The 13,861-nt window shown below is 70.3% G+C and carries 13 protein-coding genes; 2 read left to right on the top strand and 11 right to left on the bottom strand.

Going from position 1 to position 13,861, the window contains the following annotated elements:
* Nucleotides 1–36: 36 nt before the first annotated feature.
* Both IEX47_RS02420 and IEX47_RS02415 read right to left on the bottom strand, forming a co-directional pair.
* Nucleotides 37–2,244 carry an MMPL family transporter gene (locus IEX47_RS02420; protein WP_229662555.1) on the bottom strand — a complete coding sequence of 736 codons (2,208 nt, stop codon included), beginning with the start codon at nucleotides 2,242–2,244 and terminating at the stop codon, nucleotides 37–39.
* 168 nt (nucleotides 2,245–2,412) lie between these two features.
* Complete coding sequence (locus tag IEX47_RS02415) at nucleotides 2,413–3,015, bottom strand: TetR/AcrR family transcriptional regulator (protein WP_188782375.1); 603 nt, start codon at nucleotides 3,013–3,015, stop codon at nucleotides 2,413–2,415.
* A 431-nt stretch (nucleotides 3,016–3,446) separates the two neighbouring features.
* Here IEX47_RS02415 and IEX47_RS02410 point away from each other — a divergent pair, with 431 nt between their 5' ends.
* The gene (locus tag IEX47_RS02410) at nucleotides 3,447–3,755 is read left to right on the top strand and encodes a hypothetical protein (RefSeq protein ID WP_179652846.1); all 309 of its coding nucleotides are present in this window, start codon (nucleotides 3,447–3,449) and stop codon (nucleotides 3,753–3,755) included.
* Here the strand turns inward: IEX47_RS02410 and IEX47_RS02405 are convergent.
* The 9 genes from IEX47_RS02405 to IEX47_RS02365 all read right to left on the bottom strand — a co-directional run bounded on the left by IEX47_RS02405 (nucleotide 3,752) and on the right by IEX47_RS02365 (nucleotide 12,916).
* The gene (locus IEX47_RS02405; RefSeq protein ID WP_188782374.1) at nucleotides 3,752–5,290 is read right to left on the bottom strand and encodes a putative type IV secretion/conjugal transfer ATPase; all 1,539 of its coding nucleotides are present in this window, start codon (nucleotides 5,288–5,290) and stop codon (nucleotides 3,752–3,754) included. The genes IEX47_RS02410 and IEX47_RS02405 overlap by 4 nt on opposite strands.
* Nucleotides 5,290–6,795 carry an SCO6880 family protein gene (locus IEX47_RS02400; RefSeq protein ID WP_188782373.1) on the bottom strand — a complete coding sequence of 502 codons (1,506 nt, stop codon included), beginning with the start codon at nucleotides 6,793–6,795 and terminating at the stop codon, nucleotides 5,290–5,292. Before IEX47_RS02400 ends, IEX47_RS02405 begins: the two co-directional genes overlap by 1 nt.
* An 83-nt stretch (nucleotides 6,796–6,878) precedes the next feature.
* The gene (locus IEX47_RS02395; protein ID WP_188782372.1) at nucleotides 6,879–8,873 is read right to left on the bottom strand and encodes a type IV secretion system protein; all 1,995 of its coding nucleotides are present in this window, start codon (nucleotides 8,871–8,873) and stop codon (nucleotides 6,879–6,881) included.
* Nucleotides 8,870–9,637, bottom strand: coding sequence for a hypothetical protein (locus IEX47_RS02390; protein ID WP_188782371.1), 768 nt, complete (start codon nucleotides 9,635–9,637; stop codon nucleotides 8,870–8,872). The genes IEX47_RS02395 and IEX47_RS02390 overlap by 4 nt, the downstream gene beginning before the upstream one ends.
* Nucleotides 9,637–10,503: a hypothetical protein gene (locus IEX47_RS02385; RefSeq protein ID WP_188782370.1), complete on the bottom strand. Its 867-nt coding sequence runs from the start codon at nucleotides 10,501–10,503 to the stop codon at nucleotides 9,637–9,639. The genes IEX47_RS02390 and IEX47_RS02385 overlap by 1 nt, the downstream gene beginning before the upstream one ends.
* The gene (locus tag IEX47_RS02380; RefSeq protein ID WP_056890610.1) at nucleotides 10,503–10,796 is read right to left on the bottom strand and encodes a hypothetical protein; all 294 of its coding nucleotides are present in this window, start codon (nucleotides 10,794–10,796) and stop codon (nucleotides 10,503–10,505) included. Before IEX47_RS02380 ends, IEX47_RS02385 begins: the two co-directional genes overlap by 1 nt.
* Nucleotides 10,797–10,834: 38 nt before the next feature.
* The gene (locus IEX47_RS02375) at nucleotides 10,835–11,683 is read right to left on the bottom strand and encodes a hypothetical protein (RefSeq protein ID WP_188782369.1); all 849 of its coding nucleotides are present in this window, start codon (nucleotides 11,681–11,683) and stop codon (nucleotides 10,835–10,837) included.
* Nucleotides 11,680–11,901 (bottom strand): hypothetical protein, encoded by a 222-nt coding sequence (locus tag IEX47_RS02370; protein ID WP_151578547.1) that lies wholly within the window; start codon nucleotides 11,899–11,901, stop codon nucleotides 11,680–11,682. Before IEX47_RS02370 ends, IEX47_RS02375 begins: the two co-directional genes overlap by 4 nt.
* 61 nt (nucleotides 11,902–11,962) lie before the next feature.
* Nucleotides 11,963–12,916, bottom strand: coding sequence for a hypothetical protein (locus tag IEX47_RS02365; RefSeq protein WP_188782368.1), 954 nt, complete (start codon nucleotides 12,914–12,916; stop codon nucleotides 11,963–11,965).
* A gap of 420 nt (nucleotides 12,917–13,336) precedes the next feature.
* Between IEX47_RS02365 and IEX47_RS02360 the strand changes: the two genes are divergently transcribed.
* On the top strand, nucleotides 13,337–13,855 hold the full coding sequence (locus IEX47_RS02360) for a pyridoxamine 5'-phosphate oxidase family protein (protein WP_188782367.1): 519 nt from the start codon (nucleotides 13,337–13,339) through the stop codon (nucleotides 13,853–13,855).
* Nucleotides 13,856–13,861 lie beyond the last annotated feature (6 nt).

Below are 13,861 nucleotides of genomic sequence, written 5' to 3'. Positions count from 1 at the left end.
TTCCCCAGAAGTCCGGCTCTGGATGCTTCGGTTCGCTCAGTTGCGGACCTCGATGCTTTGTCGGTCGGTGGCCTCGGCCTGCTGGTTGAGCATGGTCAGCAGCTTGTCGCCCTCGATGTCGAGGTCGGGCAGCACGCGGTCGAGCCAGCGGGGCAGCCACCATGCGCGCTCGTCGAAGACGGCCATCAGGGCCGGGACGAGCGTCAGCCGGACGATGAAGGCGTCGATGAGGATACCGGCGGCGAGAGCGAAGCCGATCTGCTTGATCATGATGTCGTGGCTGAAGATGAAGCCGGAGAACACCGCGACCATGATGATCGCGGCCGCGACCACGACGCGGCTGGCCTGGTCGAACCCGCGCACGACGCTCTGGCGGGCCGGCTGGCCGTGGATGTGTGCCTCCCGCATCGAGGAGACCAGGAAGACCTCGTAGTCCATGGCGAGCCCGTAGAGGATGCCGGTCACGATGATCGGCATGAAGCTCATCAGCGGGCCGCCGGTGTCGAACCCGAAGAGGCCACTGAGCCAGCCCCACTGGAAGACGGCGGTGGTGGCACCGAAGGTGGCCAGGATGCTGAGCAGGAAGCCGGCGGTGGCCTTGAGTGGGACGACGACCGAGCGGAAGACAAGCATCAGGATCAGGACGGAGAGCACGATGATGATGCCGAGGTAGAGCGGTAGGACGTCGGCGAGCTTGTCGGACATGTCGATGCCGATGGCGGTGAACCCGGTGACGCCGAGTTGCACCTGGTTGTCCTGGGCGATCGCGTTGTCGGGCTCGCGCAGCGACTTCACGAGGTCGCTGGTGGCCTCGTCGCTGGGGCCGGAGGTGGGGATGACGCTGAACACGGCCAGGTCGCCGGCCTCGTTGACGCCAACGGGGGCGGCTAGCACGATGTCGTCTCGGTCCTGGAACTCCCCGAGGAGTTTCGCGGTCAGCTCGGGTGTGACGCGGCCTGCGGTGCCGGTGGGCTCTGCGGTGACTAGGAGGGGGCCGTTGAATCCCTCGCCGAAGCCCTGGGAGACCGCCTCGTAGCTCTGCCGGGCGGCGGTGTCCTGGTTCGCGGTCTCGCCGGTTGGGATACCCAGGTTCATACTGGCCGCCGGGATCGCCATCACGCCCAGGATCGCGACCACGCCCGCGATGACGGGCCACCGGAACCTGATCACACCCTTGACCCAGTGGTCGGCGACGCTGTGCGACTCCGCCTCCACCCTTGCGCGGCGTCGGGATCGGGCCTTGTCGGAGCAGATCCGCTCCCCGACCAGACCCAGCAGTGCGGGCAGCAGGGTCAGGGCGATGAGCACGGCCAGGGCCACCGTGGACGCCGCGACCAGGGCCATCGTGGACAGCATCGCGATACCGATGACGGTCAGCGCGCTCAGCGCGATGAGGACGGTCAGTCCGGCGAAGAAGACCGCGCTACCCGCGGTGCCGACCGCTCTGCCGGCCGCCTCCCGCGCGGTCAGGCCTTGGTCGAGGATCAGCCGTCGCTGCCGGTTGACCACGAACAGCGCATAGTCGATGCCGACGGCGAGGCCGACCATGAGACCGAGCACGGGGGTGGCGGAGTTCATCTCGACGGCCGTCGAGAGCGCGTACGCGCCGCCCACGCCGATGCCGACGCCGACCAGTGCGGTGATCAGAGGCAGGCCGGCCGCGATCAGCGAGCCCAGGGTGAGCACCAGCACCAGGGCGGCGACGGCGAGACCGACGACCTCGCCGATTCCGACCGGGATCTCGATGGCCTTGAGCGAGTCGCTCGGGAGCACGGTGATCCCCGTTCCCTCCTCGGCACGCTCCACCACCTCGACCACCGAGGTGACGTCGTCAGCTGTCAACGAGGTCGAGGCGACTGTGAACTGGAACTGGAACAACGCGACCTGCCCGTCCGTGGACACCAGCACGCCGGGCACCGGGGTCCCGTCCACCACCAGCGGCTGGTAGGAAGGCGCCTGCCCCTGGTCCGACCCGGCTGGGGGATCGGCCGGCGCATCTTCCTGAGGAGTGCCCGGTCCGCCCTGCTCCCCGGTACCCAGAGCGGCGTCCAGGGGGTTGACGACCTTCTCCAGGTCATAGACGTCGCCGACGGTGCCGCTGATCACCGCAAGTCGGTCCGGAGTGTCGAGCCGCTCACCGTCCGGGGCAGTGAAGACCACACTGGCCTGGCCCCCCGAGGCGGCGGGGAGCTCGTCGGCTACGCGGTCGAGCACGGTCTGGGCCTCGGTGCCCTCAATCTTCATCTCCGAGCTGACGCTCACCCCATTGATAGCGACCGCGCCGACTACCACTGCGAGGGCGGCGAGCCAGCCCGCAATGAACAGCCACGGTTTGCCGAACGCAGTTCGTCCGAGCCGGTACAAGAAAGTGGACATGGGCCTGGTGCTCCTTGAGGGCAAGTGGGGCGGCGTCTAGAAGCCGTGGCGCAGGTAGTCGAATGTGATATCGAGGAATGAGCTGTAGTCCATCGACGTAGAGCTGAGGTCGCTCTCACCGCCGAGGTGCACATCGAGGGTCCCCTCGAGGGCGGCCATCACGGCGCCGTACACGGCACCGAACAGCAGGGGCACGTAGACGGTGGGGTACCGGTCTCCCGCCACCGAGGCCAAGAGGTCCTGGGCGGTATGGCGCATGCGTTGCTGAACGCCCAGTACGTAGGGCTCCAGGGTCGGGTACTGCCGCGCCATCGCCATCAGCTCGCGCATCCTCACCAACGCGTCTGCGGTGAACTGCGTCCTCATCACGGCCAGCAGGGCATCGAGCAGGGACAGATCAGCGGGAAGGCCGGTCAGGATCGCACTCGCGTCCTCGACACCACCGAACGCGACCGAAGCAACTGCCTCCTCCTTGCAGGAGAAGTGGTTCGCGAAGGTACGGCGCGAGTACCCCGCCCGCTCCACCACGTCCGCAGTGACAAACCCCGACAAGCCGCGCTCACGGGTCAGATCGAACGCCGCCTTGGCCAGCGCCTCCGCAGTCGCCTCGCGCTTGAGATCCCGCAACCCACGATCCACGCCCCCAGTATGCCCGTCCCTACCCAATGAGCAAAAGTGCCCAATGCGCAGCTCGCATTCGCCTCCGCGCGCGGTTCCGCAGAGCGCGCCAGCTCAGTCGCCTGCTCGTGCACCTGCCGCAGCCGTTTCTGCGCCAGATGCTCGACCCGGCGACCACCAACTGGTCGCGGGTCCCCGCAATGGTGCGGCTGGGCGCCCCGCGACAGCCCGGCCTTCTGCGCAACCGCCGCGCCAGCGGTGCCGGCGCAGCCGAGCTCGACCAAGCACGTGATGGTGGCATCCGGGAGGACGCCACGCTCTGCAGCCGAGCGGTCCTCCTCGCATCTGAACGCAGGTGCACCTCCGCGGGTTACATGCGTGCATAAATGTATGGGGACTGCGCTCCCGTTGCTTCCGCGAGTGATGGAGCCGCATGAAGGCAGGGTGAGGTCATGGCCGAAGTGGTCCTCGACTATCCGCACCGTCAGGCCGAGCACTGTGCCTCCGGTGCCTTGCGCGACCTGATGGAGTGGGAAGGGCTCGGCTGGGCTGGTACGGGGTTCCGAGGCCGCCTGGCCGGCGCGCTCGCCGCTGCTCAAGGGTCCCGGATCACCTGTCCGGTGACCTTCTCGGTGACGGCTCCCGATCCGGCACACGCTTCCCGTTGCGGCGTCTCTGAACCTGAGTGTCCGCACAGGCTCGAGGACGTTGCGTATGCTCAGGTTCGTCGCAGAACCGTCAAAATTCGCGCGAACTTCTAAAGAGCGGACTCGATGGCCTCGTTGGTGTAGTAGAGCTTCTTCTCCAGCGGGTGGAGCACCGTCTGGACCTTGTAGGTGGCGTCGCCGATGCACCACAGCGCGCGGCCCTTGTCCTGCATGGCCCACCCGGAGACGAGGTCCTGGGCGATCGGGCCGAGGCCGAGCATCGAGTCGAGCTCGCGGGCGACACGCGGCTTCTGGGCACCGAGGATCTTGATGTCGGCCAGCTCGAGGAGGTCCTTGGCGATCATCGCGGCCTGGGAGTCGGCGTCGCCGACCGAGAGCAGGTCGGAGGGCTTGTGGAGGTTGCAGAACTGGATGTCGCCGCCCTTGCCGGCCATGCCGCGTGAGAGCCGCAGGTCGGCGTCGAAGCTCGCCACCGCGGCGGTTCCGAGACGCATCTGCTTCCAGACCTCGTCGCGCACCACGATGCGCAGGTCTCCGGGCTCGGCGATCTCCCGCAGGCCGCGGCCCCAGGAGTTCATGCACAGCAGCGCGATGCCCACGGCCTCATCGCCCAGGCCGTCGAGCCGGGAGAGGCTGAACGACTGGATCGGGGCGCGCCAGTCGACCTCGATGTTGGTGAAGTCGTCGAACAGGCCGGCCAGCGTGCCGGTGACCAGCTCGCCGAGGGCGTTGCGCAGCAGGCGGGTCTCGTCGAGGAACTGGCGGGTGTTCGCGTACTCGCAGGCCCGGACGAGCTCCTCGGTGGGGTTGCGCAGCAGGTCCCACAGCCGCGGGATGGTCGTCTCGGCCAGGACGCTGTTGCCGGCGGCGTAGCCGGTGAGGATCACCAGCGCGTTGCGCACGACGTCGGACTCGTCGGGGCCGAACGGCACCCGGCGCTCGTCGTCGATCTTCATGCTGCCGACCAGGCCGCGAACCAGGACCAGCCACCGCTTGAAGATGATCGTGGCGCGTCGCTGCGCCTCCTCGGCCGAGAGCTTCTCCCAGCCGTCGCCGAGCGGCCCCATGGCCAGCGGGTTGACCCGGGCCCAGAAGCCGGGAGCGATGACGAAGGGCTCGACATCGAGCGCGCGGCACAAAGACTCGTACTCGTCCTTGACGTCGCCAGTGACCAGGGTGCGGTAGCCGAACGGCATCATCCGCGTGCAGAACCCCTTGGTGGTTCCGGACTTGCCGCTGCCCGGCTTGGCGAACTGGAAGATGTTCGGGTTGGTCACCGGTACGTCGTCGCGCAGCACCCACCCGAACGGGTCGCAGTAGAAGCTGCCGCCAGAGAGCTGGTCGACGCCCATCTGCGCGCCCGTCGGCGGCAGCCCGGGCGCGGAAACGAACGGCCAGAACACCGGGGCCTGGTCGCTGGTCATCCGCCAGGCCATCGCTGGGGCGGTCGCGGCGGCCCAGCCTCGGCCGGGGCGGGCGGCACCGCGGCGCGGGGTGTACCGGAAGAGCCGGGGCTCCTTGGGTTCCCGGGCGAGGGTCGGGACCGTGGGCAGGTCGTGCCCGAAGTCCGAGAGCAGGGCAGCCATGTCGCGGCCGCCGCCGCGGCGGTTCCGACGGGTGGTGGTCATCAGGCGTCTCCGCTTCGGGTCAGGCTCGCGCCAAGGGGGATGGTGGACGCGGTGAACCCGACGTCCTGGGCGAGGTCGAGGCGCAGCGGTGCGAACCCGGCGCGGCGGATCGAGGCGTCCAGGCGGCGCCCGAACTCGGTGATCCGCATCGACTTGGGGACGGTGACGGTGCACACGCCGTAGGGCCGGGTCAGCGAGTTGCCCCGGGCCAGCTTGGCGTCCAGACCGCGCGCCTTGTGGGCTTCGTCGCGCTGCTTGGCGCGGGTCTTGCGGCCGAGCTTCTCGTTCATCCCCTCGGCCAGGTCCGCGGCCCACTCCGCGTTGCCGGACTGCCGGTCGGCCTTGGACTGGGACACGATCGGGTACGCGACGACGAACGAGCGCCGCTCACCGAACTCGCTGGGGGTGAGGATCGGCGCCAGGGCACCCATCGCGACGCCGCGGGTCGGCAGCTTGATGGTGGCGCTGACCGAGTTCCAGGCGTCGTGGCTGTAGTGCCGCACCGTGGCGTCGGCGCCCGAGGGGCCGGCCATCGCCCACGGGACGTCTGCGTTGACGCTCGGGTCCTTCTCCCGCAGGGACAGCGCCTCGACGATGCCGGCGCGGTCTCCGGGGGCGAACCCGGTCCGGCAGGCCAGCGCGAGCTCGGGGCTGGTCAGCCAGCGCACCGTTGTCATCCCCATCGGGCCGCGCAGCTGGGCCTCGATCTCACCCATGAGCAGGTAGAACTCGCGGCAGCGGCCCTCGAAGCCGCCCCCGGACTCCTTGGCCGACCTCGCGATCCGGGTCTCCGGGACGACGATCGTCACGAACTGCTCGGTGCGCACCGACGCCTGGGTGAGGCCGTGGGCCAGGTCGCTGTTGACCACCTCCGACAGCTCCGGGGCGTTGGGGCGGCGGTGCCGGTTGACCCACAGGTCGCGCTCGGCACCGTCCTCGGGAACGGTGCGAACCATGAAGAGGATCTCGTCGACCTTCTCGGTGCGACCGGCGACGTCGAGCAGCCCGGCCAGCGCCTCGCCGTAGCGGGCACGCTCTGCGGTGTCCTTCATGCCGATGCCCGGGTGGACGATCGATGCGGTGACCGCCCAGGTCTTCATGGCGTGGTTCTCGACGATCGCGACGCGCTGCAGCTGCGAACCGTGCGGCGGTCCGTCGTGGATCTGGACGCCCTGCAGAACCCCCGGCAGATCCGGGGTGTCGAGGTCCTCGGCGCGGCCCTGGGTTGCCTTGGCACGGAACGAGGTCCAGCCGAACAGGCCACCGACGGCGTACATCGTCGAGGCGAACACCCAGCCAGTGGCCGAGCGGCCTCGCACCGGGATCACGGTGATGGCCAGCAGGAACAGCCAGACCAGGGCGAGCAAGAACGCGGAGAACCACGCCGTGCGGCTGATCGCCCAGAACGCCGGCAAGCTGGCCAGCGCCAGGAACATCAGCTGGCCTCCAGAGAGGCCGAAGAACCAGCCGATGCGGTCGCGTTGGTAGTCGGCGTAGGTGGTCATCGTCGGCTTCCTTCCTGGTCAATGCGGTCAGTGCGGTCGGTGGGTGTCGCTCGGTGCTCGAGGTGGGCCGGCTGGCGCATCGGCTACACCGCCACCGGTGGGATGCCGCCAGCTGCTGCGCCGGCGCCGCCGGCACCCCCAGCCGCTCCCCCGCCACCTGCGGCCGGGGTCTTGGGAGCTGCGCCCGCTCCCCCTCCGCCGCCCTGACCGCCGGAGCCGCCGCCGGGTCCGCCACCGGGTCCGCCGCCGGGTCCGCCGCCGGTGGGCAGCGTCGGCGGGGTGGGCGGTGCAGGAGGCGTGGGCGGGGTCGGCATCGACGAGTCGCCGTCGCTCTCGTCGCCGTTCTGCGACCCGGGGTGGGTGCCGCCCTGTCCGCCGGACTGGTCGCCACCGGACTGCCGGCCGCCCATGCCGCTGAAGTCAGGGCCGTAGGTGCTCTGGCCGACACCGGCTTGGTTGGTCTCGTCCGACATCAGGGAGGTGGCCTTGGCGCCGGCGGAGTTGATCATCCCGAGCCCGGCAGCGAAGGCCTGGCCGGCGCCGCCGAAGCTGCCCAAGAAGCCCTGGGTGGACTTGTTGAACCGGTCGCCGGTCGAGGCCTCGGCGTTCTGCTCGCCCGAGGAGCGACCGTTGCCGTCGGTGGTCGACGCGGCCGACGAACCCCCACCGGCACCGCCGCCGAGCAGGCCCTGCAGGCCGCCCTGGATGGCCATGTTCTGCCGGAACGACGCACCGCTCGGGGTGCCGGGGTCCGCGAAGGCCAGGAGCTTGAACAGCGCCAGCGGCGCGACGACGCTGATAAGGATCGTCATCACCGCCGGCAGCGCGGTGCCGAAGGCCTTGCCGGTGTCCTCGGCCAGGTGGGCCGCGACTCCGTTGGCGAACTGCACACCGATGCCCAGCACCATCACCATCAGCACCGGCGTGAACGCCGCGGCGTGCAGCCACCGAAGGCTCTTCCAGAACCAGGAGCGGGTGGCCTCGAGGACCAGGCCCGCGGCCGAGAGCGGGCCGGTGGCGGTGAGGACGAGCAGCGACGCTGCCCGTGCGAGGTAGACCAGCAGGTGCCCGATCGCGGCCAGCCACAGGAAGATGCCGAGGAAGGCCAGCGCGGTGGCCACGCCGGCGTCGGTGATGTCGTCGACCCCGAGCCCTCCGAGCGGATCCCAGTCGGGCCAGGTCTGCACCTTGAGCAGCGACTTCATCAGTGCCCGCGTGATCGCGCCGCAGGCAGCGATGAGAGTCACCGCGTAGCCGAACCAGCAGGCGTTGATGATGACGAACTGGCCGGCGCCGATGAAGGCTCGAGCGAGGCCCTTGCCCTCGCGTTTGAAGGCCGCGGCGCCGAGCTGGATCATCGCCAAGATGACCACCAGCCCGAGTGCGAGCCACAGCGCGAAGGCGTAGACGTCCCGGCCGGGTCCGTCGGCGCTCAGGTCCGGGGTCAAGAACAGCTCACTGAACGTGAGCACGATCCGCAGCACGAACAGGCCGGAGCTCCAGATCGCGAGCATGGCGGCGGTCCAGGCGTCGGCCGCGGCCTTGGCGATGACGTCGCCGATGGCCTCGAACGGGTTGGGGATGTCACCGAGACCGGGGATGCCGCCACCGAAGAGGTCACCGACGTTCGGCAGACCGGGGATGCCGGGCAGCCCAGGGACGCCCGGCAGCCCTGGCAGGCCGCCGATGTTGCCGCAGATCGCGTCGAGGATCCCGCAGCCGTCCGGGAGCACATCGCCCGCGCCGTCGAGCAGGTCGCCGGCGCCGTCCTTCACGTCGCCGGCGGCGTCCTTGCCGCAATCGATCGGGTCCTTGGCGCAGTCGACGGCGTCGCCACCGAGGTCGCACAGGGCGTCGGGTCCGGGGCAGCCCATCTTGACGTTGCGGGTCGGCAGAGTGCCGGTGGTCGCGACCGGGGCGAGGTTCGCTGTGCTGGCGGCCGGCCCACTGGCCGCGGCGGCGGCCGGCGGCTGGAGGGTCGAGGCAGCTCCGAGGAGCGTGGCGAGCACCAGGACCGCCAGAGCGGCGATGCCCAGTCGGCTCGCCCGGCGCGCGGTGGTGAGGAGGGTGGCGCTCACTGGGGCGCTCCGTTGATCCGGATCCAGCCAGCCTTCTCGAACTCGGGGGTGCCGGGAGCCACAGCCTGCGGCTGGCCCTCCGAGACCAGGTGCTCGATGTCTGCTTCGCTGCCCCGGACCAGGCGCCAGTCACCGTCGAGCCACCGCACCAGCTGGGTGCCGGCATAAAGGCTGTCCTTGACCTTGCCGTCGGCTGTGGTGAGGGTGACGTAGCTGAGCAGGTTCACCGCGTAGTAGCCGGTGTCGAGCTGCTCGAGGGTGTAGGCGACCGGGGTGACGGCATAGGACGCGGGCGCGGGCACGTCGCCCTCCTTCGCGACGCCGGCCTGCTGGCGGCGCAGCGCGACCGCGGCGCGGGCGCGCTCCTCGAAGACGGCCTTGGCCTCGGGGTCGGCGTACAGGCCGGCGACGGTGACGGCCTGGTCGTAGTCGAACCCGACCTGGGCCTTGGCCACCTCGACCTGCAGCGCCACGGCGCCCAGATCGGTCGCCGGGAACCCGGTCGGGTAGCCGTCGACCTGGTCGGCGGCGGTCGGGATGACCACGCCGTCGGCCGGGGCGGTGTCCGGTGCGACCTGCTCGACCGAGGCGTTCTCGACCATCTGGCTCGAGTTGTCGCCGCCGGTCGTGCCCCCGGTGTCGTCGGCCCGGCTGCGGGCACCGAGCCAGACGACGGTGGCCACCATGCAGGCGATCGCCACCAGGATGCCGATGCGCACCAGGGTGGCCCGCGAGTCGTCGTTGCCGGTCGTCAGGTTCTTCATCAGTGGTCCCCGTCGATGTGGTCAGGGTCAGTGGTGTCGTCGGTCGACCAGGTGCTCCAGCCGGCCTCGTGGGCGAGCTGGGTGCCGGGCCAGGTCGCGGGGGCAGGTGCGGGCGGGGCGCCGGGGGCGACCATCCAGCGTCCGCCGACCCACTGCATGCGCTCGCAGTGGGCGAAGGCGATCTGGCCTTCCTGCTTGTAGGAGGCGGTGACCTTCATCAGCACGCAGACGGTGGCCCAGTCGGGCCCGTCGGTTCCCTTCACGAGCGCGGCGGCCGGCTCGAGGGAGACCGAGGAGCTGGGGTCCTTGACCTCGCCCATTCCGGTGCTGGTCAGGAACGCCCGGACGCTGGCGGTGATCCACCACTCCTCCGCGCGGACCCCGCCGGGCAGTGCCCAGGCGTTGTAGACCTCCGTGGCGGTGATCAGGCTCATCGACTGCAGTACCGCGAGGTCGATCTGGGCGAGCTGCCCGATCGCGCCCTCGGGGGTGTGCGGGAACCCGGTCATCACGAACGCGGGTCCGTTCACGCCGGTACCGGCAGGGATCTTGATGACGGGCGCCTTGGAGCTGATGGTCTCGGCCGGGAAGGCCGCGCTCTCGGGAACGGTCAGCATGGGCTCGGCCGCGATCTCGTCGCGGTGCGTAGCACCCTGGGCCACCGGCGAGCGATCGGTCTCGCCGGTAGCCACCTCGGGGGCGGCGTTGGCCTCATCACCGATACCGGCGAGGGCGAGATAGCTCCCGTAGACGAGGCCGCCGAGCAGGAGCGCAGCCACGACGACGGCCAGCACCAAGATCCCGAGGAGGCGTCGACGGCTCCACTCGTTAGTGGCCTCTGCCTTCTTCGTGGCTGCGCGCCGCATCAGATGCAGCCCTTGCCGAGGATCCCATTGAGCATGCCGGGCAGCACCAGGTAGGCGATCGCGCACGCGAACACCACCACCACCGAGATCACACCGACCTTGGAGGCGTGCGGCAGGGAGAACACACGGCCGGCGATGATCGCGCCGATGGCGATGATGATGCCGAGACCGAACAGGACGATGACGCCCCACAGCACGTAGCTGGTGATCTCGTTGGTGGGTCCGACGGCACCGGGCGGCGCCTTCGGGCAGACCTGGGCGGCCATCGGGAGGAGAGCGGTCATGACGTCCATGGGTGGACTTCCTTTCTGGGTTGCTGACCCGGTGCGGGTCAGGCGCTTTCGCTGGTGTTGGTGGGCAGGTGTGCGGGCTCGAGCAGCTGGCGGGCTGCCGAGATCAGGGGGGCCGGGACGGGCCGGGAGTCCAGGCCGTTGACCGCGAGCTCGCGGTCCTCGGGGATCTCCACGCACCGGTCCGCGTCCAGGGCGCGACGTACGGCGGGGCCGCCGGCGTGCTCGAGGCCGCGGGGCCACTTCTTGCGACGCGGCCCGCGTACGGCGAGCGCGATCTGCTCGGGCTGCCAGTGGCCGGCAAGCAGGTCCATGGCGACGCCGGCGCGGCGCATCCCGGGGACGGTGGCGGTGGTGACCAGGACGACCTGGTCGGCGGTGCGGACGGCCTCGGCGAGCCAGCAGTCGGTGGCCAGCAGCTGGCCGGCCTCCCAGCCGACGTCGAGGATGGTCAGCTGGGTCTCGTTCTCGGCGTCGATCGGCAGCGGGACCTCGTCGACGCCGGCGAAGACCTCGCTGGCCCTCTCGAGCAGGACGTGGTCGCGCTTGCCCTGACGCCAGTCGGTCGGGTGCAGGCCGAGCTCGGCGGTGCTGGCCGCGGCGAGACCGGAGGCGGTGACCGAGCAGCACTCGATCACCCGGACCAGGCCGGCGGCCGCCAGGCCGACGGCCAGGGCGATGGTGCTGGCACCTGCGGACCCGGCGCAGCCGATCACGGCGATGGTGTGCTCCCCCGCGGCGGGCGACCAGTCGGCCGCGGCCGCGGTGCCGCGGCCGCGGGGTCCCTTGCCGGTGCCCGGGCCGGTGCGGAACTCGCCGGCGTTCACGGCGCTCCAGGCCCGCTTGAGCTCGTCGACGCCGACGGGGCGGCTCGGGGTCTGGGTGCTCACTGGGCCTCCCCGATGCCGCCACGGCGGAACTCGAGCGCGGCGCGGACCTCAGCCGGGGTCAGGCTGGCCAGCTGTGCCTTGGCGGCCTGTACCTCGTGCAGCTGGGCGACGCAGCCGGTGAGCTGCTCGATCGCCTCGGTTTCGCGGCCGGCGATCGCGAACAGCTCGGCGATCTTCTCCGGCGTCCGGCTCTCGCCGTCGTCCTGGGTGTTTGTCATGGGCTTCACCACCTCCAGTCGCCTGTGTGTCGTGGGGCGGTGGGAGCGATCACCGTTGCGCTCATTCGTCATGGCCGAACTTCCTCGGGGCGGCCGCGGCGAGTGCGCGCATGCTGCGCGAGCCGTGGCGACGGACGGTTGCCTCGGACACCCCGACCCGCGGCGCGACCCGGCTGGATACCTCGTTGCTCAGCAGGCCGCCGTAGCCGCGGGCGAGGTTGCGGGTCTCGACCCGGTCGGCCTCGTCGACCAGGCACAGCAGCAGGTAGCGGTCGGCCGGGCTGATCACCTGGTGCTCGCAGGCCCACGCCAGCAGCTCCAGCAGTTCCTCGGTGGCCGAGGGCTCCTCCTGCTCCGGGCCGGCGTCGGCGAGGATCTCGGGACGGTGGAACAGGGCGCCGGCAACCCGTTCGGTCGGCATCGCTGCAGCGCTCCAGGCTCCTGCGTCACCGTCGGCCAGGTCGCCGGAGGAGAAGGACTCGACGAGGGTGGTGTTCGCCCACGTGCGGTCGGCCCGGGAGACGTAGAAGAAGTCGCCGACTTCGCGGAGGACGCCGACGCGGGTGTTGATCAGGATGTTCGCGGCGACCTTGCGCAGTCGGCGCCACTTGAAGGTCCGGACCTCGATCCACAGCTGGGAGGCCACGAGCTCGTCGATCCGCTCCACGGCCGACCAGGAACCGGCCGCGACGGGCTGGCTGTCACGGAAGACCTCGCGGGGAGGGAGGGTGCTCAGCCAGCCGGCGAGCCGGCACGCGCCGGGCAGCAGGCACTTGGCGAGCGCGGCCGCGGCGGCGATGTCGTCACCGCCATCGGGAGCCGCCAGCATGGCCAGCGCCAGGAGGACCTCGTCAGAGGCTGCGCTGTCCACCGAGGGCAGCCAGGCCCGGAGGTCGTCGAACTCCTCGACGACTCCAAGCCGTGGATCAGCGGCCACCCAGGCCGCCCACTTCTGGCGGGCCTGGTCGAGCAGTTCGCTGTTGTCGTCGAGGCCGAGCTGGTCGCCCACACTCATCGCACTCGCTCCTTTCGTCCGTGTCTGTGCACGGCAGAAAGGTCGCGAGCGGGCGTCCCCGCATCCGTCCCCCCAAACCCCCGATTGGGAGGGGGACGCAGAGGGGGGACGCACGTTTCCGCAGGTCAGAGGGCGTCCCCCCGAAAGTTGAAAGAGTTTTCGGCCCACCCCTTGCGCGGCCTGATGTTGTCGAGATGCAGCGAAAACGAGGCGATCGAACTTTCGCCTCAAGAAGACTGGATCGGTAGGGATTCACGCGGGAGTGGTCGGCGTTCGACCCGGCGCCCGATGTCGGCCGCGAGAGGGCGGGCGGCTACCTCGCTGGCGCGCGACCGTTGCCGCGGTCGTGCCTCCCACCCCCGAACGTAGGCGCTAGTGCGCCGCGCCGTGTTTGGGTTCGAGGTGCTGAGAGAATCGGGTATGCCGCTGACCAACCCCTGGCTCGCTGGACCATCGCCGGACGCGGTGCTGCCTCAAGAGGCTCTCGAGGAGCGCATCCTCAACCTGTTCTCCATCCAGAACATGGCGGTGATCGCGACCATCAACAGCGATGGCTCGCCGGCCGCCACGCCAGTGCGCTACTACAGCCTCGGGTTCGAGATCTTCTTCACGAGCTGGAACGCCTCCGTGAAGTCACGCAACCTCCTGCGTGACGCCAGGGTCTCGGCTGGGATCTTCGCGCCGCTCGTCGGGCAAGCGAGCAGCCGGGGCGCGCAGCTGTTCGGAACCGCACGCACCTTGGAACGGGGCGACCCGGCGAGCGACGACTACTGGGAGGCGTTCCGCTGGCAGTCGGATCATGTCGAACGAGGGCGACCACCGAGCGAGCCGCCCACCGACCCCCTGACGGTGATCACCCCGCACCGGATCCTCTACACGGAACACTGGCTACGCCGCACGGGCTTCGCACCCCGCCAGACCTGGCGGCCCTCCGCCTGAGCCGGA

This window comes from Nocardioides phosphati (assembly GCF_014646375.1).
Taxonomy (GTDB): Bacteria; Actinomycetota; Actinomycetes; order Propionibacteriales; family Nocardioidaceae; genus Nocardioides; species Nocardioides phosphati.
This window is presented reverse-complemented; position numbering and strand designations above follow the sequence as displayed.

Bases quoted from the DNA above. Each gene is read 5' to 3' on its own strand.
- IEX47_RS02360 (WP_188782367.1), top strand. From the start codon at position 13,337: ATGCCGCTGACCAACCCCTGGCTCGCTGGACCATCGCCGGACGCGGTG.
- IEX47_RS02390 (WP_188782371.1), bottom strand. From the start codon at position 9,637: ATGAAGAACCTGACGACCGGCAACGACGACTCGCGGGCCACCCTGGTG.
- IEX47_RS02405 (WP_188782374.1), bottom strand. From the start codon at position 5,290: ATGACCACCACCCGTCGGAACCGCCGCGGCGGCGGCCGCGACATGGCT.
- IEX47_RS02410 (WP_179652846.1), top strand. From the start codon at position 3,447: ATGGCCGAAGTGGTCCTCGACTATCCGCACCGTCAGGCCGAGCACTGT.
- IEX47_RS02365 (WP_188782368.1), bottom strand. From the start codon at position 12,916: ATGAGTGTGGGCGACCAGCTCGGCCTCGACGACAACAGCGAACTGCTC.
- IEX47_RS02400 (WP_188782373.1), bottom strand. From the start codon at position 6,795: ATGACCACCTACGCCGACTACCAACGCGACCGCATCGGCTGGTTCTTC.
- IEX47_RS02370 (WP_151578547.1), bottom strand. From the start codon at position 11,901: ATGACAAACACCCAGGACGACGGCGAGAGCCGGACGCCGGAGAAGATC.
- IEX47_RS02385 (WP_188782370.1), bottom strand. From the start codon at position 10,503: ATGCGGCGCGCAGCCACGAAGAAGGCAGAGGCCACTAACGAGTGGAGC.
- IEX47_RS02420 (WP_229662555.1), bottom strand. From the start codon at position 2,244: ATGAAGATTGAGGGCACCGAGGCCCAGACCGTGCTCGACCGCGTAGCC.
- IEX47_RS02380 (WP_056890610.1), bottom strand. From the start codon at position 10,796: ATGGACGTCATGACCGCTCTCCTCCCGATGGCCGCCCAGGTCTGCCCG.